Source organism: uncultured Tateyamaria sp. (genome assembly GCF_947488715.1).
Classification (GTDB): domain Bacteria; phylum Pseudomonadota; class Alphaproteobacteria; order Rhodobacterales; family Rhodobacteraceae; genus Tateyamaria.
The window spans coordinates 341,099-362,706 of record NZ_CANLAG010000001.1 but is presented as its reverse complement, the minus strand read 5'-3'; the positions used below and the strand labels follow the sequence as shown (position 1 = coordinate 362,706).

Annotated in this window: 22 protein-coding genes; 6 read left to right on the top strand and 16 right to left on the bottom strand. The window is 62.5% G+C overall.

The annotated features are described in order from the left end of the window. Window positions 1-9: 9 nt before the first annotated feature. The 7 genes from Q0936_RS01745 to Q0936_RS01715 form a co-directional block, all read right to left on the bottom strand. Complete coding sequence (locus Q0936_RS01745; protein WP_299297427.1) at window positions 10-906, bottom strand: homocysteine S-methyltransferase family protein; 897 nt, start codon at window positions 904-906, stop codon at window positions 10-12. Continuing rightward, window positions 903-3,347, bottom strand: a complete 2,445-nt coding sequence (locus Q0936_RS01740; protein ID WP_299297425.1) for an FAD-dependent oxidoreductase — start codon at window positions 3,345-3,347, stop codon at window positions 903-905. Before Q0936_RS01740 ends, Q0936_RS01745 begins: the two co-directional genes overlap by 4 nt. A gap of 2 nt (window positions 3,348-3,349) precedes the next feature. Beyond that, window positions 3,350-3,721, bottom strand: coding sequence for a GFA family protein (locus Q0936_RS01735; protein ID WP_299297424.1), 372 nt, complete (start codon window positions 3,719-3,721; stop codon window positions 3,350-3,352). Between the two features lies 1 nt (window position 3,722). Further along, a complete protein-coding gene (locus tag Q0936_RS01730; protein ID WP_299297423.1) occupies window positions 3,723-4,343 on the bottom strand; it encodes a LysE family transporter in 621 nt (206 codons plus the stop codon). After that, window positions 4,343-4,915, bottom strand: a complete 573-nt coding sequence (locus Q0936_RS01725; RefSeq protein WP_299139129.1) for a helix-turn-helix domain-containing protein — start codon at window positions 4,913-4,915, stop codon at window positions 4,343-4,345. Before Q0936_RS01725 ends, Q0936_RS01730 begins: the two co-directional genes overlap by 1 nt. Window positions 4,916-4,981: 66 nt before the next feature. After that, a complete protein-coding gene (locus Q0936_RS01720; RefSeq protein WP_299297422.1) occupies window positions 4,982-5,434 on the bottom strand; it encodes a GAF domain-containing protein in 453 nt (150 codons plus the stop codon). 35 nt (window positions 5,435-5,469) lie between these two features. Continuing rightward, window positions 5,470-6,642, bottom strand: coding sequence for an acetyl-CoA C-acyltransferase (locus Q0936_RS01715; RefSeq protein WP_299297421.1), 1,173 nt, complete (start codon window positions 6,640-6,642; stop codon window positions 5,470-5,472). 92 nt (window positions 6,643-6,734) lie between these two features. Between Q0936_RS01715 and Q0936_RS01710 the strand changes: the two genes are divergently transcribed. From Q0936_RS01710 to Q0936_RS01700, 3 genes are all read left to right on the top strand, one after another. After that, window positions 6,735-7,073, top strand: a complete 339-nt coding sequence (locus tag Q0936_RS01710) for an STAS domain-containing protein (protein ID WP_299139135.1) — start codon at window positions 6,735-6,737, stop codon at window positions 7,071-7,073. Window positions 7,074-7,101: 28 nt separating this feature from the next. After that, the gene (locus tag Q0936_RS01705; protein WP_299297419.1) at window positions 7,102-7,551 is read left to right on the top strand and encodes an ATP-binding protein; all 450 of its coding nucleotides are present in this window, start codon (window positions 7,102-7,104) and stop codon (window positions 7,549-7,551) included. Window positions 7,552-7,804: 253 nt separating this feature from the next. After that, window positions 7,805-9,379 (top strand): gamma-glutamyltransferase family protein, encoded by a 1,575-nt coding sequence (locus Q0936_RS01700; RefSeq protein WP_299297418.1) that lies wholly within the window; start codon window positions 7,805-7,807, stop codon window positions 9,377-9,379. Window positions 9,380-9,444: 65 nt separating this feature from the next. Here Q0936_RS01700 and hspQ read toward each other — a convergent pair whose 3' ends face one another. Continuing rightward, on the bottom strand, window positions 9,445-9,771 hold the full coding sequence (hspQ, locus tag Q0936_RS01695; protein WP_299139138.1) for a heat shock protein HspQ: 327 nt from the start codon (window positions 9,769-9,771) through the stop codon (window positions 9,445-9,447). An 85-nt stretch (window positions 9,772-9,856) separates the two neighbouring features. On the opposite strand from hspQ, the gene Q0936_RS01690 reads away from it, so the two are divergent. Then, entirely contained in the window at window positions 9,857-10,738 is an 882-nt protein-coding gene (locus Q0936_RS01690; protein WP_299297417.1) for an AEC family transporter, read from the top strand. A gap of 73 nt (window positions 10,739-10,811) precedes the next feature. Continuing rightward, a complete protein-coding gene (locus Q0936_RS01685) occupies window positions 10,812-11,387 on the top strand; it encodes a lytic transglycosylase (RefSeq protein ID WP_299139140.1) in 576 nt (191 codons plus the stop codon). A gap of 3 nt (window positions 11,388-11,390) precedes the next feature. On the opposite strand, the gene Q0936_RS01680 is transcribed toward Q0936_RS01685, so the two are convergent. The 4 genes from Q0936_RS01680 to Q0936_RS01665 all read right to left on the bottom strand — a co-directional run bounded on the left by Q0936_RS01680 (window position 11,391) and on the right by Q0936_RS01665 (window position 17,670). Further along, on the bottom strand, window positions 11,391-11,984 hold the full coding sequence (locus Q0936_RS01680) for an outer membrane lipoprotein carrier protein LolA (protein WP_299297416.1): 594 nt from the start codon (window positions 11,982-11,984) through the stop codon (window positions 11,391-11,393). A gap of 113 nt (window positions 11,985-12,097) precedes the next feature. Next, window positions 12,098-14,968 carry a DNA translocase FtsK gene (locus Q0936_RS01675; protein ID WP_299297414.1) on the bottom strand — a complete coding sequence of 957 codons (2,871 nt, stop codon included), beginning with the start codon at window positions 14,966-14,968 and terminating at the stop codon, window positions 12,098-12,100. Window positions 14,969-14,984: 16 nt separating this feature from the next. Next, window positions 14,985-16,163: an aminotransferase class I/II-fold pyridoxal phosphate-dependent enzyme gene (locus Q0936_RS01670; protein ID WP_299297413.1), complete on the bottom strand. Its 1,179-nt coding sequence runs from the start codon at window positions 16,161-16,163 to the stop codon at window positions 14,985-14,987. 178 nt (window positions 16,164-16,341) lie between these two features. Next, a complete protein-coding gene (locus tag Q0936_RS01665) occupies window positions 16,342-17,670 on the bottom strand; it encodes an amidase family protein (protein WP_299297412.1) in 1,329 nt (442 codons plus the stop codon). Between the two features lie 80 nt (window positions 17,671-17,750). Between Q0936_RS01665 and Q0936_RS01660 the strand changes: the two genes are divergently transcribed. After that, window positions 17,751-18,977, top strand: coding sequence for an FAD-dependent monooxygenase (locus tag Q0936_RS01660; RefSeq protein WP_299297411.1), 1,227 nt, complete (start codon window positions 17,751-17,753; stop codon window positions 18,975-18,977). On the opposite strand, the gene Q0936_RS01655 is transcribed toward Q0936_RS01660, so the two are convergent. Genes Q0936_RS01655 through Q0936_RS01640 form a run of 4 tightly spaced genes read right to left on the bottom strand, consistent with a single transcriptional unit; the run spans window position 18,974 to window position 21,575 of the window. After that, on the bottom strand, window positions 18,974-19,150 hold the full coding sequence (locus tag Q0936_RS01655) for a Trm112 family protein (protein WP_299297410.1): 177 nt from the start codon (window positions 19,148-19,150) through the stop codon (window positions 18,974-18,976). The two genes, Q0936_RS01660 and Q0936_RS01655, sit on opposite strands and share 4 nt — an antisense overlap. Continuing rightward, entirely contained in the window at window positions 19,147-19,788 is a 642-nt protein-coding gene (locus Q0936_RS01650) for an LON peptidase substrate-binding domain-containing protein (protein ID WP_299139158.1), read from the bottom strand. The genes Q0936_RS01655 and Q0936_RS01650 overlap by 4 nt, the downstream gene beginning before the upstream one ends. A gap of 27 nt (window positions 19,789-19,815) precedes the next feature. After that, the gene (trxA, locus tag Q0936_RS01645) at window positions 19,816-20,733 is read right to left on the bottom strand and encodes a thioredoxin (RefSeq protein WP_299297409.1); all 918 of its coding nucleotides are present in this window, start codon (window positions 20,731-20,733) and stop codon (window positions 19,816-19,818) included. A gap of 53 nt (window positions 20,734-20,786) precedes the next feature. Next, window positions 20,787-21,575, bottom strand: coding sequence for an exodeoxyribonuclease III (locus tag Q0936_RS01640; RefSeq protein WP_299297407.1), 789 nt, complete (start codon window positions 21,573-21,575; stop codon window positions 20,787-20,789). Between the last annotated feature and the right edge of the window lie 33 nt (window positions 21,576-21,608).

Sequence of the window (21,608 nt, the reverse complement as noted above, 5' to 3'; positions counted from 1 at the left end):
GCGGTATCCTCAGACGATGACGTGCCCATCCGCGCGCAGGCGGCGGGCGATTTCGGCAATATGGGCGGGGCTGACTTCGCAGCAGCCCCCGACAATGGTGGCACCCGACGCGACCCAACGCATGACGTGGTCGGCATAAAGCGCGGGCGTAAAATCACGGCGGGCAGACAGGCTGTCGACGGTGGGTTTGTCGTCCAGAAACCCGTCGGCGATTTGTTCAAACCCATTGGCATAGGCGCCAAAGGGCAATGTCGACGTGGCCAGAGCGTCCAGCGCCGGGCCAATCGCCTCTGGCGTGGAACAGTTGATCAATATGGCCGCTGCGCCTCCGGCTTCGGCCACGGGCACGGCCTCTGACACCGGCTCGCCTGACCGCAACCGCGATCCGTCCTGATCATCCACGGTCAGGGCCAGCCATACTGGCAGACCAGTTGGCACGCTGGCCGCCAAGATGTCACGGGCATGCGCCACAGAGGCGACCGTTTCACAAATCAGCAAATCGCAGGCCGGGGCCAACAGATTGGCAATCTCGGCGAAAAGAGGCACTGCCTCATGCGCGTCCGGGTGCAAATCCGGCCGGTAACTGGCCCGCAATGGGCCAATAGCACCGGCAATACGGCCCGAGCCATGTTCCCGCCGCGCCGTACGCGCCTCGTACAGCGCGCTTTGATGCAGGGCGGAAAACGCCCCTTCGACAGGCGTTTCCGCAAGACGGTCGTGGTGGATCGCATAGCTGTTGGTCGTCGCAATGGTGGCACCGGCGGCGTAAAAGTCGCGGTGCACCTGGGTGACCATGCCGGGATGATCCAGCATGATCTGCGTCGACCACAGCGGGGTGGGCTTGTCGCCAGCGCGGTGCACCAGCTCTTGCCCCATCCCACCGTCCAGCAGGGTGATGTCGGTCACGCACGCAGCCTTTCGTTTGCGGGATCCCACAACGGCTGGTCCGGTTGCACCACCGCCTTGTAGCGTTTGCCGTACATCTCGACCTCAAGCTCGGATCCCGGCTCTGACAGGTCGGTGCGCACCACACCCAACGCAACGGATGCGTTGATACGGTAACCCCACGCGCCGGACGTGGTTTCGCCCACAACGGTGTCCCCGCTCCAGATCGTCGACATATAGGGCGCGTCCTGATCGCCTGCTTCGACAAGCAGCGTCACGAACCGCTTCTTGGCACCTCGCTGCTTTTCGGCTTGCAGGGCGGCCTTGCCGGGGAAGTCCTGCGGTTTGTCCAGTTTGACAAAGCGGTCCAACCCACCTTCGAACATGGTGTAGTCGGTCGACAGATCGCCCTTCCAGGTGCGATAGCCTTTTTCCACACGCATCGAGTTCAGCGCATACATGCCAAACGGCGTGGCCCCTGCATCGCGGATGGCCTCGTACACCTTGGCTGCCTGATCGGTCGGTGCGTGCACCTCCCATCCCAGCTCGCCCACAAAGGACACGCGCGCCATGGTGACCGGGACGCCTGCAACGGTTGCCGATTGGTGGGTCAACCAGCCAAGCGACAGGTCCGCATCGGAAATACCGGCAAACAGGTCACGGGACGCCGGGCCTGTCACCAGCATTGTGGTCACCTCTTCGGACAGGTCCTTGACCTCGACACCGGCAGGCGCGCGCGACGCCAGCAGTTCAAAGTCGTGCCATTGCGCCACGGCGGCGGTCATGATGGTAAAGTCGTCCTCACCATGCCGGATCACGGAAACCTCAGTCAGGATACGGCCACGGGTGTCCGCGAAATATGACAGGTTCATCCGTCCCGCCTTGGGCAAGGCACCGGTGATCTGGGTGCGCAAGAATTCCGCGGCGCCCTCGCCCGTCAAGCTGTAGCGCGAGAACCCGCACATATCGATGACACCGACGCCGTCGCGCACGGCTTCGACCTCTTCCTTGATCCGCGCCTCCCATGGGCCTGCGCGGTCCCAGGTCTGCGTCGCCTCTTCGGAGGTGTCGTCACCGTCCTTGGCAAACCAGTTGGCGCGTTCCCAACCGTTATAGGCACCCATCTGCCCGCCATCGGCCACCAGCCGGTCGTGGTTGGGCGACAGCTTCTTGTTGCGGCCTGCGGGCCATTCGTGGTGCGGAAAGTGCATGGCGTATTCGTGGCCATAGGTTTCGAGCGCCTTGGACAGGCTGTAGTCGTGATCGGCATAGGCGGTGTAGCGGCGCGGATCGACGGCCCACATGTCCCACTCGGTCTCGCCGTGCATGATCCATTCGGACAGCACCTTGCCCGCACCGCCGCCTTGCGCGATGCCAAAGGTAAAGCAATGCGCCTCGAATGCGTTCTTGACGCCCGGCATTGGCCCGATCAGGGGCAGACCGTCGGGTGCATAGGGGATCGGGCCGTTGATGTTGCGACCCACACCGGCTGTGCCCAATGCGGGCAAACGCTCCATCGCGTCCTCGATATAGAATTCCAGCCGCTCCAGATCATCGGGATAGAGTTGGAAGCTGAAGTCTTCGGGCATCGGATCATCGGGCGTGACCCAATGCGCCTTGCAGTTCCGCTCATATGGGCCGAGGTTCAGACCGTATTTGTCTTGCCGCAGGTAATAGCTGATGTCCACGTCGCGGATCATCGGCATCTTGTGGCCCTTTTCCTTGGTCCACGCTTCCAGTTCGGCGATTGGCTCGGTCAGGAAATACTGGTGCGACATGACCACCATAGGCACGGTGCGCCCGCCGAACGGCTTGAATATCTCGCCCACGCGCTGCGCGTAGTACCCTGCACAGTTGGCCACGTATTCGGCGCGGATGTCGCCCTTGTCGGTCTTTACGATCCACTCGTCGCCGTCACGTTCGATGCCGATCACCGGACAGAACCGTTCGATCCGGCCACCCGCCTCACGCGCGCCTTTTGCCAGCGCCTGCGTCAACTGTGCGGGGTCGATGTCACCGTCCAGCGGATCCCACAGGCCACCCGCCAGATCGTGTGTTTCCATGAACGGGTTGAATTCTTTCAACTCCGCAGGCGTACACATCTGCATCTCCAGACCCTGATAGCGGCCCATGCCTGCCACGCGCTCGAATTCCTGCATCCGTTCTTTAGAATGGGCCAGACGCAGCGCGCCGGTGACGTGGTAGTTCATCGGGTAATCGACGTCATCGCCAAGGGTCCGGTACATCTCCAGCCCGTAGCGCTGCATGTTCATCACGGCCCACGAGCCGGAGAAGTTCGGGCAGTTGCCCGCCGCATGCCATGTCGACCCGGCGGTCAGTTCATTCTTTTCCAGCAGAACGCAGTCTTTCCACCCCGCCTTGGCGAGATGGTACAGCGTCGAGGTGCCGACCGCCCCGCCACCGATGATGACCACACGGGCCGTTGTTGGAAAGTCGCTCATGTTCAGGTCTCCCTTTGCGGCACGTTGTCCGCGATGTCGTAGTAGTCGCCCTTGTCGGCGGTGAAGATGTGGGCGCGCAAACGCAGGCCCGAGGGGCCGTCAATGGACCCCATGGAAAAGCTCATCCACGCCTCGGAGTGGTCCTTCCAGAACAGGAAGGCTCCGCAGGTGGGGCAAAAGCCGCGCTTTGCCGTGTCGCTGGCCGCGTACCAACGGACCTCACCCTCAATCGTGATCTTGTCGTCAGGCGCATAGGATGACGCCCATGTGTGGCCCGATTGCTTGCGGCACTGGTTGCAATGGCAATTGGCAGGTTGCCCGGCCTCGCCCTCGACCGTGTAGCGGATAGCCCCGCATAAACAGCTTCCCTGCATCTCAGGCTCTCCCCGGTGTTGACGATGCCCCAAGCAGCGCACCGTAGATCACAAAGCACACAGCCATCACGCGCCGGAACCAGACATTGAAAACAGCGCCCAGCGCCGCACGGCCCAGACCCGCACCCAGCGCGGTAAAGCCGCAATAGCTCAGCGCGGTGATGGTCAGCGCCGTGGGTAGGATCACCCACATCTGGCTCCAGATCGGCACGTCCGGTTGCACGAATTGCGAAAACGCGGCCAGGTAACCCGCCACGCTCTTGGGGTTGATCGTGGCAATGGCCAACGCTTTGAGGTACACGGACCGGCCTGATGGGTCCGCAGCCGGCGGCGGGTTCGACGCAGACATCCACCCACGCACGCCCAGATAAATCAGAAAACCGGCACCGATCAGCTTGGCCAGCCAAAACCCGGTTGGCGACGCCGCAATCAACGCAGTGATCCCCAGCGCCGACAGGATCAAAAAGGCCGATGCCTGCGTTAGGATCGCCAACACACCCACCAACGCCTTGCGAAAGCCAAGGACCATGCCGTTGTTGATGCAGTTGACCGCGTTGGGTCCCGGTGTGGTCACAAAGACCACCCAAAACAGCACGAATATGACCCAGCCCTCGAAACTCATCAGTAGACCGGTGGCGCGATCACCCAGATGGCAATCGCAGGCGCATCATAGGCATTGATCCAGCGGAACGGCTCGCCGCGAATGCGAAAGCTGTCTCCGGGGTTGATGGTGTAGAGCGTGCCGCCGATCTCAAGGTCCAACCGGCCCGACACCAGATACCCGACCTCTTGTGTGGGGCGGGTGACGGCGACGTCGATGCGGCTGTGCGGTTCAAAGGTGGAATGCACCATCTCGAAATCGTCTGTCAGATCCGGTGACAACAACTCTTCGACCAGACCGGCAGTGCGGGACCCGATGGGCCGCCGCGCACCACTGCGCACGACATATCCCTCTTCGTCCTGCGGTGCCGTGCCACGACGGAACAGGGTAGACACTGCAATGTCCAGTTGCGCTGCAATGTGGCGCAGGTCGGTGATCGACGGCTCTGACAGGTCGCGCTCAACCTGGCTGACCCACCCGACGGACCGGCCCAGCGCGCTCGCCATATCCTGCAACGTCATGCCGCGCGATTTGCGCAATGCACGCAGATCGGCACCCAGGCTATGCGCGATTGTCGGATTGGTGTGCAGCATCGTCCGTGAAATTCCCTCTCTGAATTTCACGTAAGGTCACATTGTATGAAAAATCAAGTTTGTTTTTCACGCAGCGGCAAAGATTCCATCCAGAATGCGGCCCAATCGGTCAGCGTCTTCGGACGTGAACGCGTCCGGTTGATCACTGTCGATGTCAAAGACGGCGATGATGTTTCCGGCTGCATTTCGGACCGGCAAAACAAGCTCTGAACGGGTGGACGAGGCACAGGCGATGTGACCGGCAAAGGCATCCACATCCGCCACGATCTGCACCTCTCCGGTCCGGGCCGCTGCACCGCACACCCCGCGCGAGAACGGAATATGCAAACAGCCGTGACCACCCTGATAGGGCCCGATCTTGAGAAGTTCGGGTTCGGTCACGCGGTAAAAACCCGTCCAGTCGAATCGCTGATCGCTGTGGTGTACCTCGCAGACGACGGTGGCCATCAGCGCAATCTCGTCGGTCTCGCCAGCCGTCAGGCTGTCCAGCGTCGCCGCCAGGGTGTCGTAGTCTACCATGTCGTCTTCCTTCAGATCGTGCTGTCCAAGCGGCCTCAGGTACGCTCGATTGCGATGGCCGTGCCTTCGCCACCACCGATGCAAATGGCGGCGACACCGCGCTTTAAGTTCCGTTTTTCCAAGGCATTCAACAACGTGACCATGATCCGTGCACCGGACGCGCCAATCGGATGTCCCAGCGCACAGGCCCCGCCATTCACGTTGACCACGCTGTGATCCAGACCCATTTCGCGCATGAACGCCAACGGCACAACGGCAAAGGCTTCGTTCACCTCCCACAGGTCCACGTCTTCCTTGCGCCAGCCGATACGATCCAACAGCTTTTGTGCGGCGGGTACGGGCGCGGTCGTGAACAGACCGGGCGCCTGCGCATGGCTCGCGTGGCCCAGAATGCGCGCACGGATCGTCATGCCATTGGCCTCGGCCTGTTCTTGAGATGCCAGTACCAGCGCCGCAGCACCGTCGGAAATCGAAGAGGCGTTGGCCGCTGTAACGGTCCCACCATCGCGAAACGCGGGCTTCAACTGTGGGATCTTGTCAGGGCGCGCCGCGCCCGGCTGCTCGTCGGCCGCCACAAGGGTCTCGCCCTTACGCGTCTTGACCGTGACGGCCGTGACTTCGCCCTCGAATGCACCCGTCTCGATGGCCGTTTGCGCCCGCGACAGAGACGCCAGCGCATAGTCGTCCTGAATCTCGCGCGTGAACTGATAGGTTTCGGCGCAATCTTCGGCAAACGTGCCCATCAAACGCCCTTTGTCATAGGCGTCCTCGAGCCCGTCCAGAAACATGTGATCCACAACCTGACCATGGCCCAACCGCGCGCCATCCCGCATCTTGGGCAGCATATATGGGGCGTTGGACATGCTCTCCATTCCACCCGCAACCATTGTATCCGCATGACCAAGTGCGATCTGATCAAACGCCATCATCGCCGCTTTCATGCCCGACCCGCACATCTTGTTCAGCGTTGTGGCTGGCACTGCGTCTGTCAGCCCGGCGGCAAACCCCGCCTGACGCGCAGGTGCCTGACCCTGCCCCGCAGGCAGGACACAGCCCATCAGCACCTCATCGACCGTTTCGACACCGGCACCGTCCAGCGCCGCCTTGATTGCAATCCCGCCCAGGTCGGCGGCGGTCATACCGGAAAATGCGCCCTGAAAACCGCCCATCGGGGTCCGTGCGGCTCCCGCAATCACAACAGGTTTCATGTCAATTCGCTCCTTTGAGGCTGGTGGCAACTGATTGGTAAGGATTGGCGTCTAGAGACACAATGTAACTACAGAATTTCAAGGGGTCGCGCATGGATCTTCGAACCAGGTCAGAAAACAACTTACAGGTTGTGTCGGTTCATGACAGCCGCATAGACGCGGCCGTCGCAATCGAATTCAAGGACGCGATGCGCGCATCGACGGATGGGGGCGACGACACGGTGGTGTTGGATCTCAGCGAGGTGCAGTTCATCGATTCCAGCGGGCTTGGCGCTATCGTCGCTGCCATGAAACACATGGGACCTGCCCGCAAACTGGCGCTGGCCGGGCTGACACCGACCGTGGACAAGGTGTTCCGCCTGACCCGTATGGACAGTGTATTCAGTGTATTTCCCACGCTCGACGGGGCCCTGAAAGAATTGAACCCCTGATTTGTCGTCCATGTTAAAGGACCGCGCCATGTCTCTCATCTCGCAACTCCCCGTCTTCCGGATTTCGGTGCAAAGTAGCGAAATGGCTGTTCGGGAGGCTTTGCAAAAGCTGCTGGATGGCCTCGGCCCTCTGGCGCTGGACGTGGAAGAATCCGGCACGGTCGAGCTGGTGATGGCAGAAGCGCTGAACAACATCGTTGAACACGCCTATCCCCCAAGTGACCCCGCAGGACCAATTCACATCACCTGCATGCACGCCAAGGACGGCTTGCATCTCACGGTGGTTGATCATGGCCGTGGAATGCCCGACGGGCAAACGCCGCTTGGCGCGGCGGCCAACCTGGATGTCGATCTGTGCGACATGCCCGAGGGCGGGTTTGGCTGGTTCCTGATCAAGGACCTGGCCAAGGATGTCGCCTATCAACGGGTAGAGCCGGAGAATCACCTGACGCTCCGTCTGGCCGTTGCAGTGTCCTGAGGGGCCATCCTTACACGACACAAAAAACGCAGGGCCGCGAGAATTCGCAAAAGCGCCCACCGCGCACCACATTCCTGCCACGATCCACCGGCATACATGACCTTGTAGCTGCATATGGCTTCCCTCGGCGCCGCGTCTAATTGCCCCCACCCAGTGCGTGGCGCCGAGGAACTTCTTCCCCAACTATCCAGTGGACAATCTGCGGCACGCAATTACCTTGCCGTCACTGTGCGACAGCAAGGGGACCCCACACATGCGCGATTTCCACCTACCGGGCCGCTCGCCCGTCCTGGCCACGTCCGGCATGTGTGCCACGTCGCACCCTCTGGCTGCACAAACTGCAATTGAAAGCCTCAAGGCAGGCGGTAATGCCATGGACGCGGCAATTGCTGGCGCTGTGCTGCTTGGCATCTGCGAACCGCAAATGACGGGCATCGGCGGCGACTGCTTTGTTTTGTGGTCCACGCCCGACGGCGGCATCCAAGCCATGAACGGATCAGGCCGCGCACCCGCCGCACTGGACGCCGAAACGCTCCGCGCACAAGGGCACAGCACGGTGCCGATCCATAGCCCTCACGCAGTCACGGTCCCCGGCGCAATAGACGCCTTTTGCACATTGTCAGACCGTGTCGGCACACTCGGGATCGACCGTCTGCTGGCACCCGCCATCCACTACGCCGACGCAGGCGTGCCAGTGGCGCCGCGCGTTGCGTTCGATTGGATCAATGACGCGGACACCTTGCAGGACGGCGCGCGCACCCATTTTCTGCACAACAGCGCAGTGCCCAAGTCCGGACAGATATTCCGTGCGCCCGGTCAGGCGCGTGTGTTGGAACAGGTGGCCAAACACGGTCGCGACGCTTTCTACACAGGCGAGATCGCGGACGACATGATCGCCGCCCTCAACGCCAAGGGCGGGGTGCACACCGCCGAAGACTTTGCCTCAACCGCCTGCACCGACACGACCCCGATCAGTGGCCCCTACAAAGGCATCGACCTGATCGAGCATCCGCCCAACGGCACAGGTGCGACGGCTAACCTGATGCTCAACATCCTCGCCCATTTCGACATCGCCGCGATGGACCCCATGGGCACCGCCCGCGCGCATATCGAGGCCGAAGCCGCGAAGCTGGCCTATGACGCGCGCAACCGTTTCCTGGGCGATGCGGACTATACCACCCGGCTGGACCACATGATGTCACCCGACACCGCCGCCCGGCTTGCCGCTCTGATTGACCCGAACAAGGCGATGGCCGCACCCGCACCGCTCAGCGAACAGGTGCACAAGGACACGATCTATATCTGTGTCGTCGACCGGGACGGCATGGCCGTGTCGCTGATCTATTCGATCTTCCACGGGTTCGGGTCGGGCATCGCATCCGAGAAATATGGCATCCTGTTCCAGAACCGGGGCGCTGGTTTCACACTCGAAGACGGGCACCCAAACGAGCTCAAGGGCGGCAAGCGGCCCATGCACACGATCATCCCCGGCATGCTCGCGCAGGACGGCAAACCGTTTATGCCCTTTGGGGTGATGGGCGGCGCATACCAACCCAACGGTCACGCGCGGCTGGTGTCGAACATCGTGGATTTCGACATGGACCCTCAAACGGCAATCGACGCGCCACGTGCGTTTTCTGACGCAGGCAACATGAAGGTCGAGCGCGGTTACACAGACGCCGTGCGCGCAGACCTGAGCGATCTAGGACACGACGTCAGCATCCCCGACACCGCGATCGGCGGGGCGCAGGCGATCCAGATACGTGATGATGGCGTCCTCGAAGGCGCCAGCGACCCGCGCAAAGACGGCTGCGCCTTGGGCTACTGAACGGGCGTGCGGTGCGCAGTAAATGCGCACCCTACGTAGGGTGTGCCCTCTGGGCGCACCTCACCTCAGTTCAATTGGAAATGCAGCGGGTAAGTCCCGTCCTCGAACGGACCAAAGAGATCGGGAATATCCGGGTGATCTACCGGTTCGCCGGAATAGTCCGCAACCAGGTTCTGCTCTGACACATAGGCCACGTAATAGCTTTGGTCATTCTCTGCGAGCAGGTGGTAAAACGGCTGCGCCTTCTTGGGGCGGCTGTCCTCGGGAATGGCTTCGTACCATTCCTCGGTGTTGGAAAACTCAGGATCCACGTCAAAGACAACACCGCGAAAGGGGTGCTTTTTGTGGCGGACGACCTGGCCCAAGTGATATTTTGCGCGTGTTCTCAGCATAGCGTTGCGCCCCCTAACGTCCGTGACTACACGTTGCAAGGGACACTTGTCCAATAATTGAGCACGTTTTTGCTGGAAACAGTCTGTGAACCTCACCGTAACAGTCCTGGAGATCGTCGCGCCCGTGTTCCTGCTGGCCGGGATCGGCTTTGCCTGGGTGCGGGTTGGGCTGGAATATCGCATCCAGTTTGTCACCCGGTTGGCGATGACGCTTTCGCTGCCTTGCCTGATCTTTGTGTCGCTGATGCAGACCCGGATCGACCCTGCTGCGTTGACCGCCCTGTCGCTGGCATCGGTCGTGGCATATGCGGCGGTGACCATTCTGTTTCTGCTTTTCGTGCGGTTGGGCCGGCTCGAGACGCGCACCTACGCCGCACCTCTGATCTTTGGCAACACGGGCAATCTGGGCCTGCCGCTTGCTCTGTTTGCCTTTGGTGATGCGGGCCTCAGCTATGCGATCATCGTTTTTGCGATCATGGCCCTGTGGTCCTACACCTTTGGCATCTGGCTGGTGGCTGGGTCCGGTGCCTTTGGCAAGGTGCTGCGCGAACCGCTTGTCTGGGGGACCGTGCTGGGCGCGCTGTTTCTCTGGCAAGGGTGGCAAACACCGGTCTTTCTCACCAACACGCTGACCTTGGTGGGACAAATGGCAATCCCGATGATGCTGATCACCCTCGGCGTTGCAGTGGCGCGCCTGTCGGGCCGCGGTTTGATGCGCGCGGCCGTACTCTCCACGCTGAAACTGGCCGCCTGCACCGGCATCGCCTGGACAGTGGGGCGCTATTTCGAGCTGGATCCCGTGGCGTTCGGGGTCCTTGTCCTTCAGGTGGCAACGCCCGTGGCTGTCACCTCGTACCTCATCGCGGAAAAATACGGCGCCGACGCGCAGGCTGTCGCTGGTCTGGTTGTTGCATCGACCTTGATTTCCGTCGGCGCATTGCCGCTGATCCTCGCCGCCGTGCTATAACATTTCGTGATTTCCTCATCCGCGATTTTCCGCTAGAATACCGCAAAACATATAAAAATAGCGAGTGAGGCAGATGAGCAGACTCTTTCGCGCTTTGGCATTGGTACTCTTGGCCGCCAGCTGTGGTGGCGGATCCGGCACGGCCCCGCGCCAGCTGGACAACGCGTGTTCCATTGTCCGCGAGCGCCCCGAATACCTGAGGGCCTTCAAGGCCGTCGAGCGCAAATACGGCGTGCCGGTGCACGTGCAAATGGCGACCATCTATCAGGAAAGCAAATTCATCTCGGATGCGCGCCCGCCATTTCGCTACGCGGCTGGCGTCATTCCGACGGGCCGTCTGTCCAGCGCCTATGGCTACAGCCAGGCCCTCGACGGCACGTGGGATGAATATGTCCAATCCACCGGTAAACGATCCGCCCGCCGCGACCGCATCCGCGACGCGTCAGACTTTATGGGGTGGTACATGATCGAAACGCAATCGCGTTTGGGCGTGCCGGTGACAGACGCCCGCAACCAGTACCTTGCCTATCACGAAGGGCGCACCGGCTACCGTCGCGGCAGCTATCGGGGCAAGCCTTGGCTCGTGCGCGTGGCGGGTGAGGTCGACGCACGGTCCGACCTCTATGCCCAGCAATTGCGGTCCTGCTAAGGTCTAGTTCGACCGGCCCTGCGGAGCATTGAACAGGCGGTTCGGGATCGTGCCGCCTGTTTCCAATTCCCCAAGCACAACAGTGGTCTGACCGCCGCCACTGTCATTCACAACCCATTGGCGCAGTTGCACGGGGTTGCCGGTGAACTTCATCTGGATGTTGCCGTATTCCGGGTTCTTGGGGTCTTGCGCCGTAACCACCGTGGCCGTCCCGTCAAAGCTGTGGCCCGTGACCATGTTCGCCTGAGACAGGTTCACATTGCGCGCCAGGATCAGCGACAAAGGCGTCCGCTTCAGCGGGTAGGTCTCGGGCGGTTGGTTCGACTTCTTGTCGACGATATAGACGGCATTGGCCGACACGATCACCAGCCCGTTGTTGGGGGCGTTGTACTCGAACCGCATCTTGCCGGGGCGCTTGATCCGGATCGTGCCAGTGTCGATTGTGCCATCGTCGTTGATCTGCGTGAACGTGCCCTCGGCCGTGCGCAGATCGTTCAGATAGTTTGAAATCTGCCCAAGCGGCAGTTTTTCCGCCAACGCGCCGGTTGCCGTGCCCACCGCCAGAGCGGCCGCCGCAAGAGTTGTCGTGATACGCATACCTGTTCGTCCTCAATAAATCGTCTTTGGTCACGATATAGGACGAACGGGCCGGTTATGCGATATCAATGGCCGAACATGCGCGGAATTGCACCGCACATGTTCCCGCCTTGTCATTGTTCCGGAACGAGAATTTCGCGTTTCCCGACATGGTTCGCACTGCTCACCACACTTTCGTCTTCCATCTGCTCCACGAGGCGCGCCGCCTTGTTGTACCCGATGGCCAACTTACGTTGGATATAGCTGGTCGAACACTTCCGATCCTTGATGACAATCGCCACCGCCTGATCATAAAGAGCATCCTCGCCATTGGTGTTGCCACCCAGACCCAGCACTTCGTCGATCCCGCTTTCCTTGTCCTCGGACGGCCCATCCACCACGCCCGACACATAGTCCGGCGCGCCAAAGGCCTTGAGGTGGTTCACGATTTCCTCGACCTCTTCATCGCTCACGAACGGACCATGGCAACGGGTGATCTTGGCCCCGCCCGCCATGTACAACATGTCGCCCATACCCAGCAGTTGCTCGGCGCCCATCTCGCCCAGAATGGTGCGGCTGTCGATTTTCGATGTCACCTGGAACGAAATCCGGGTGGGGAAGTTCGCCTTGATCGTACCGGTGATCACGTCCACCGACGGGCGCTGTGTCGCCATGATCAAGTGGATACCCGACGCCCGCGCCATCTGTGCCAGACGCTGGATGCAGGCCTCGATCTCTTTGCCGGCCACCATCATCAGGTCGGCCATCTCGTCCACGATCACGACGATATACGGCATCGCTTCGGGCGCGAATTCCTCGGTCTCAAACACCGGCTCACCCGTGTCATCGTCAAAGCCCGTCTGCACCGTGCGGCTGAACATCTCGTCCTTGGCCAGCGCCTCTTTGACCCGGCCATTGTAGCCGTCGATATTGCGCACGCCCATCTTGGACATCTTGCGATACCGTTCCTCCATCTCGCCCACGACCCATTTCAGGGCGACAACCGCCTTTTTCGGGTCGGTCACAACGGGGGACAGCAGGTGCGGAATGCCGTCATAGACGCTCAGTTCCAGCATCTTGGGATCGATCATGATCAACCGGCATTCCTCGGGCGTCAGCTTGTACAGCAGGCTCAGGATCATGGTGTTGATCGCCACGGATTTACCCGACCCGGTGGTCCCCGCAATCAGCAGGTGAGGCATCTTGGCCAGGTTCGCAACAACCGGATCACCGCCAATGTCCTTGCCCAGCGCCAGCGGAAGTTTCTGGTTGCTGTCGCCGAAATCCCGGCTCGACAGGATCTCGCGCAAGACAACCTTTTCGCGGTTCTCATTGGGCAGTTCGATGCCAATGACCGACCGGCCCGGCACCGTCGACACACGCGCCGACAGGGCGGCCATGGACCGTGCGATGTCATCGGCCAACCCGATCACACGGCTGGCTTTCAAACCGGGCGCGGGCTCCAGCTCGTACATGGTGACCACGGGGCCGGGGCGCACCGACACGATCTCGCCCTTGACGCCATAGTCGTCCAGCACGTTTTCCAGCATCCGCGCGTTTTCTTCGAGCGCCTCGTCACTCAGGTGGTGACGTTTGATCTCGACCGGGTTTTCCAACAGGTTCAGCGGCGGCAGTTCAAAACCGGGGTGCGTGTCCTCGAATTTCAACGCCGGTTGCGCCTCCAGCTGCGCGCGCTGGCTTGGCTGCACCGGCTTGCGCACAGGCTGCTGCACCACTTTGCGCGGCTCGGCCACCGGGATCGCGGGGGCCGCGGGCACCGGTTCGGGCATTGGCGCAGCCAGTTGCTCGGGCACCGGCGCAACCTGCGCCACAGGTTCCGGCATGGGCACGGGTGCTGCAACGGGCGCTGTCAGCGGCGGCTCGGCCCGCGCAATGGTAGGTGCCGTCAACGGCGGTTCGGGCGGCAACACCGGCTGCGGTGCTGTGTTCAGAACCAGTGGCTCCGGCCCACGCCCACGTCCCTTGGTCAACGGCGCAACGCTTTCGATCTGTACTGCCGGATTGGTCCGCACCCGCGATTTGATCACATCCGAAATCTTGTTCTTGATCCGCTCTTCGCCGGGGCCATCGCCCACATCCACATCGCTCCACGTCTCAACCAGCTCGGGGTCAGGCATCTCGGTCGGCATAGGCTCGGGCCGCTTGATCAAGGCAGGCATACGGCCCAGAAGACCGGGCTTCGCCACCTCAGGCTCCGGCTCAGGCTCCGCATAGTCCTGCATTTGCGGCACGGTCGCCGCATAGGCTTCGGCCTCCGCGGCCTCGATCTCGCGTTGCGCGCGCCGTTCGGCCTGACGCGCTTGCATCACGCGCCCGGCCTGCACCGCGCCACTGGCACCGTGCCCCAAAAGCGTCATCAAACCCGCATAGGCCACCACCAGCCCCACCAGCAGGAACCGCCCAATGCGCAGAACTTCGGGCCGGGTGAACCCCAGCACAAAAGCCCCGAACAGAACGATACCCGCCGCCATGACAAGCGACATCAGCTTGACCGTGAACGCGGATCCAATCGGCAATGCCGTCAGTAAAAAGGCCATGACCGTGTCGCCAAACAGCCCGCCCAGCCCAAAACCATGCGTCGCCTGCCAGGCCGCATCAGGTTGCAATGTGGCCGCATAGATCGACCCAAACGCAATCGCGATCGGGGCAAAGATCAAACGCCCCACGGCACGGTCATTGCCCATATGCAGAGCAAAGCGCACACCCCAGACCAACAGCACGATGGCAATGCCAAAGACACCCCAACCCGCAATCATGAACATCGGCGCAGCCACGGACGCGCCCGTGCGGCCCATCCAGTTCTGCACCGGCGCATCCGTCGACGCCATCCAGTTCGGATCATCCGGCGAATAGCTCAACATCATGGCCGCCGCCATGCACCCAACAATCAGCAAGCCGATCCCGATCAGCTCGCGACTGCGCTTTTCAATCGCCGCCTGCATCCCTTGATCAAAGAGCGGGTCGCGCCGTGTTTGATATGCCATGCCTCGTCCTCGTTTCTTATGTGGCGTAAAGAACGTCGCGGATCGCCATCAGGCCCCGCTCCGTCTCTGCCTTTGGGGCCACCAGCGCGGCCCGGATATATGCGTCACCAGGATTGAACCCGTCGATTTCACGCGCCAGATAGGCACCCGGCAGAACCCGCACACCTGTCTCCAGCCACAGCTTCAGCGCGGCGGCCTCGCCATCCGGCACCGGCAACCACAGGAAAAACCCGGCCTCCGGCGCGGCATATCCCGGCACGTTGCCCAGGATGCGGTCCGCCATGTCGTATTTCTCGTGATACTGCGCCCGGTTGTCTTTCACATGTGCCTCATCCGCCCACACGGCGGCGGCTGCATGCTGCAACGGCGTCGGCAACGGCGTACCTGCATAGGTGCGCAGCTGCTTGGCCTCGCGGATCGTCGCAGGCCCACCCACGATGAACCCCGACCGCAACCCGGGCAGGTTCGACCGCTTGGACAGCGAATGAAACGCCACCACTCGTTCCGGGTCCGCATCACCGATGCACTGCAACACGCCCACAGGCGGCACATCGCGGTAAATCTCGGAATAGCACTCGTCGGCAAAGACCTGGAAATCGTATTTCTCAGCCAGCGCAATCAGGTCCCGCCAATACTCCGGCCCCGCCACAGCCCCCTGCGGGTTCGCAGGCGAGCACATGTAACAGGCCACCGTCCGGTTAAGGATCTCAGGATCAACCGACGCATAGTCCGGCAAATGCCCGCTCTCCGCCGTGGCAGGCACCAACACAGGCTCCGCCCCCGCCGAAATCGCCGCCAACATGTAAACCTGATAAAACGGGTTTGGCATCAACACGACCGGCTGCTGCCCGTTTTTGACCTCCGGGCACAGCGCCATGCCCGCATTATACAGCCCCTCACGCGTGCCGTTCAGCGGCATCACATTGGCATCCGCATCCATCGCCACGCCGTACCTGCGGCCCAGCCAATCGCAAAACGCCTGCCGCAACTCCGGCAAACCCTCATTCGGGGGATAGTTGTTAAACCCAGCGGCGTGCGCGGCAATCACATCTGTGACCCAGGCTGGAAACGCATGTTTCGGCTCGCCAATGGTCATATGCACCACGTCCCCGCCGGGGGTGTGGTGGTCCAACAGCGCGCGCAAACGCGGGAATGCATAAGCCGGAAGGTTCGAAAACCGCTCGGGAAACTTCATAAAACTGCCTCAGGTTCGGGATCATGAACGCCCCGTTTGCCCCAACCTACCCCAAGGCGCGGACTCGCGTCCAGAAAAACCACACCCCATGGCCAAAACCTGTGGCTTTCGCGCCCATGCGGGAGGGTGGGCGGGGCGTCGTTGCCCCGTCAGGGGCCAACGCGCGTCCGCCCCGCCCTCACGCCAGCGCAGCCTCCGCCGCTACTCCCACGCGCAACAACGCCTCTTCACACTCCGGCGCACCCATCAGCATGATGCCGCAACTCGGCACACCCGTGGGCAAGCTCAGCGCACACAGCCCCATCAGGTTGCCCACCCGCGTATTCCGCAGGGCAAGCAGGTTCTCGGTCTTGTAATACTCACTGTCGCTGTTCAACCGCGCCAGATTGGGCGGCAGGATCGGGGCCGAGGGTGCCAACACCGCATCAAACCCTGCCGCCGCCCGATCCCAAGCCGCCCGCGCACCGTCCAACTGCGCCCAAGCCGCACTGTAATCCGGCGCCGAAAACCCGTTGCCCAACCGGAACCGCTCAAGGATCTCGCCATACATCGCACCCGGATTGGCCTCGATCACATCCCGCCACAACCCGTAGACCTCGCCCGGCACCAGCGGCCCGGCATTGGCCATCGCCTCAACCAGTTCTGGCACCTCCAGCGGCTCGACAACAGCGCCCGCCGCCTGCAACCGCGCAACGGCCCCCTCATAGGCCGCGCGCGGCGCATCCCGCAGGTCGTCCAGAACCACGGTCTGCAACGCCGCAAACCGCTTGCCCGCCAGCGTCGCGCCCCGCAGATCCGGCGCACGCCCACCTTCCAGCGCGGCCAGCAAAGCCGCCGCATCCTCCACCGTCCGCGTCAGCGGCCCCACCGTGTCAAACTTCAGGCTCAGCGGCACGCACCCCTCGATCGACACCCGGCCCGCCGTGGTCTTCAGCCCCACCAGATCGTTCCACGCCGACGGAATGCGCACCGACCCGCCCGTGTCGGACCCGATCGCCGCTGCCGCCAGCCCAAAGGCCACCGACGCCGCCGCGCCTGAGGACGAGCCCCCCGGCACAGCGCCCTCATCATTCACACAAGGCGGCGTCGCCGTGGACGGGTTGTACCCCAACCCCGAAAACGCCAGCTCGCTCATGTGCGTCTTGCCTAGGCACACCAGCCCCATGGCCGTCGCATTGGCCAGCACAACCGCATCCGTATCCGGCACCCGGCCTGCGAGCAGTTTCGATCCGCTCTCCGTTGCCGTCCCTGCGGTATCAAAGAGGTCCTTCCAACTGACAGGCACCCCGTCCAGCGGCGACAACCGCCGCCCCGATGCCGCCCGCGCCGACGCCGCCTCCGCCTCGGCCAGCGCGCGCTCTTCGGTCAGCCGCGCATAAATGCGGTCCTTCAACGGATGCGCATGAATGCGCTCGAAATACGCGCGGGTCAGCGCCAGAGGATCCACCTCTCCGGCCCCGATGGCCCGCCCCAGATCACTTGCGCTCTTGTCCAGCCACTCTTGCATCGCACCCTCCGTTGCTCTGCCCGGACGGTAGCGACGTCGCAACGCATGGACAATCCCGCACGCACGCCCATATTCGCCCCATGACCCAAGACAGCGATATCCTGATCGTCGGTGGCGGCCTCTCCGGCCCTCTGCTCGCCCTCGCCCTCGCCCGTGGCGGCCAGACAGTCACCGTGATCGACGCCCTGCCCGAACCCGTGCGCAAGAACGCGGCCTTCGACGGGCGCAGCTATGCGGTGGCGCTGACCTCGCAGCGGCTGCTCGATGGTCTGGGCCTCTGGGACGGCATCGCCGACCACAGCCAGCCGATCCTCGAAATCAAGGTCTCTGACGGGCGCGCGGGCCAGGGCCCTTCGCCCTTCTTCATGCATTTCGACCACGCCGAGATCGAGGAAGGGCCCATGGGCCACATGGTGCAGGACCGGCACCTGCGCCGCGCCCTGCTCGACGCCATGGCCGCCAGCGACGCCATCACCCATCTGGCGGGCGACACGGTCATGGCACAGGATGCGACCCCCGGTGACGTCTCAGTGACCCTCGCCTCCGGCCAGACCCTGCGCGCCAAGGTGCTGATCGGCGCCGACGGGCGCGGCAGCGGCACGGCCCAGCGCGCAGGCATCAAGCGCACCGGCTGGGGCTATGACCAGACCGCCCTCGTCTGCGCCATCGCCCATGAAAAACCGCATCACGGCATCGCGCACCAGTTCTTCATGCCGCCGGGGCCGCTCGCCATCCTGCCCCTGCCCGGCAATCAAAGCTCGATCGTCTGGAGCGAAAAGGCCGACACCGCCGCCGCCTTCAACGCGCTGTCGGATGACGATTACCTGACCATGCTGCGCCCGCGCTTTGGCGACTTTCTGGGCGACATAGAGCTGGCGGGAAAACGCTACAGCTATCCGCTGTCGCTGTCGCTGGCCGACCGCCTTGTGGCCCCGCGCACCGCGCTGATCGGCGACGCGGCCCACGGCGTGCACCCTATCGCGGGTCAGGGCCTGAACGCAGGGATGCGCGACATCGCAGCACTGGCCGAAGTGATCACCGATGCCGCCCGCCGGGGCGAGGACATCGGCGCGACGGACGTACTGGCCCGCTACGAGGCCTGGCGCCGGTTCGACAACACCGCGCTGGCGCTGGCCACCGACAGCTTCAACAAGCTGTTTTCAAACGACAATACCCTAGTGCGTGGCCTGCGCGATCTGGGCATGGGGGTGGTAAACGCTCTGCCCGGCCTGCGCCGCAGCTTTATCCGCGAGGCTGCCGGCCTCACTGGCACCCTGCCCCGCCTGATGCAGGGCCGCCCGCTCTAATCCAGCTTGCGCGCCTCGTCGACCAGCATCACGGGGATGCCATTGCGGATCGGATAGGCCAGCTGCGCCGCGTCCGAAATCAGCTCCTGCGCCGCCGCATCATAGCGCAGCGTGGCGTGCGTCTCAGGACAGATCAGCGCCTCCAGCATATGGCGGTTGGCTTCCGTGTTCATTGCATCATCTCCCCTTCACCGCCGCGCAATTCGAACTCGATCAGCGTCACCAGCGTCTCGCGCCGCGTGCTCAGCGATGGCGCTTCCAACAGCGCCTGTTTGTCCTCTGGATCGAAATCCAGCATCATCGACAACGAGTTGATCAACAACTCATCATCCGCATCCTTCAGCGTTTCCCAATCGGCCGACAGGTCGCGGGCCGAAAAATAGCGCCCCAACAGATCCAGAAACCCCGACCGGGCAAAGCCTGTGTCTTCTTCGGTGTTGCCCTGATCCCGTTCAAACCCATCCCAACTGACCGTACAGCGGCGATAGGGGGTAAAACCCTCGACCTCGTCGCGCACGCGGAACCGCGAAATGCCGGACAATGTGATGAGATACCGATTGTCCTCAGTCTCGGAAAACTGGGTGATGCGCCCGGCACAGCCGATGGTCTGCAAACCGGGGCCACCCCGGCCTTCGACCTCGTTGGGCTGGACCATGCCGATCAACCGCTCCGGCGTTTTCAACGCGTCATCCAACATCTGCAGATACCGCGGCTCAAAGATGTGCAGCGGCAAACGTGCGCGCGGCAGCAACAAGGCGCCAGGCAAGGGAAACACCGGTATCGTTCCGGGAAGGTCGGCCACTTTTATCATATCAGTTCAGCTAGCCCGCCGCAGCGATCAGGCAAATATGATTGAACTCAATTTGCGGCGTCCGTTCAGAACAATCGGATCATTCGGCTTGAGCGCGTCAAATATCGTGAACAACTGCGTCTTGGCCGCACCCTCGTTCCACTCTGCATCACGGCGGAACAGCGCAAGCAATTCGTCCACGGCGGCCTCTGTCTCGCCTGCGGCGTGCAAGGCCTGCGCCAGATCAAATCGGGCCTGATGATCATCCGGGTTCGCCTCGACCGCCGCGCGCAACTCGGCCACAGGTCCCGCATCCGCCGCCTGACGCGCCAGTTGCAATTGCGCATGTGCCGCTTCCAATTCCGGGCTGTCCGAAATCTCGGCAGGCGCGCCGTTCAGAATGGCCTCGGCCTGGTCCAGATCGTCCATCGCGATATGCGACCGCACCAGTCCACCATACGCACCGGCATGGTTCGGGTCTTCGCCCAGAATGGCGGCAAATGTCTGCGCCGCATCCACGGCCGCCCCTTCGGCCAGCATGTCCTCGGCCGCCTCAACGGCGTCGTTCAGGCTGTCGCCCGGTGCCTCACCGCCCGCTGCTTTGATCACCCGCTCGACAAAGGCGGTGAGTTCGGACCCCGGCACCGCGCCTTGGAACCCGTCCACGGGCTGGCCCTTCCAAAAGGCATAGACCGTCGGGATCGACTGGATCTGCAACTGGCCCGCGATCATCTGGGCTTCGTCGACGTTGACCTTGACCATCTTGACCGCGCCCTTGGCCGCGCGCACCGCATCCTCCAGCATCGGGCCCAGCGTCTTGCACGGCCCGCACCACGGCGCCCAGAAATCCACGATCACCGGCGTGGTCTGACTGGCCTCGACCACGTCCGCCATAAACGTCGCCTCGCTCGCGTCCTTGATCAGATCGGCGTCAGCGGGTGCAGAAGTCAGGCCAAGGTCCATCATCGTCTTATCCTTTGTCTCGGTTCAGGGCTTATATGGACGCTGTCGGCCCGAAATCAAAGGTCAAACGTCGCAAAGACCGGGGCGTGGTCGCTGGGCTTTTCCCAGCCGCGCACGTCGCGCAGGATGCGGCTGGAATGGGCGGCATCTGCGATGTCGGATGTGGCCCAGATGTGATCCAACCGGCGGCCCTTGTCAGCGGCATTCCAGTCCTTGGCGCGGTAGGACCACCAGGAATAAAGAAGCCCCTCGGGGATGTCCTTGCGGGTCACGTCGACCCAATCGCCCGCCGTCTGCACCGCGCTCAGATGCTCGACCTCGACAGGCGTGTGGCTGACAATCTTGAGCAGCTTCTTGTGGTCCCAGACGTCGTCCTCACGCGGGGCAATGTTCAGATCGCCCACCAGGATCGACTTGGCCGGTGCGTTTTCGGCGAAATGGTCCCGCATTTCTGTGAGGTAATCGAGCTTCTGGCCGAACTTGTCGTTCTTTTCGCGGTCCGGCACATCACCACCTGCGGGCACATAAAAGTTGTGCACCGTCACACCGTTGGCCAGCCGCCCGGCAATATGGCGCGCGTGACCCAGCGATGCGAAGTCCATCGCGCTGACCTCTTCCATCGGCAGTTTGGACAGGATGGCAACGCCGTTATAACCCTTGTCGCCACGCGCAACCATGTGGGTATAGCCCAGTGCGTTGAACCCCTCGCGCGGGATTTTGTCGACCGGGCTTTTGCACTCTTGCAGGCACAGGACATCCGGCGCCTGTTCTTCCAGCAGGCGCAACACGATGGGTTCGCGCAGGCGGACAGAGTTGATGTTCCAGGTGGCGAGGGTAAAGGACATGGTCTAGGCTCCGGAGGTCAGGCGCGGCAACCC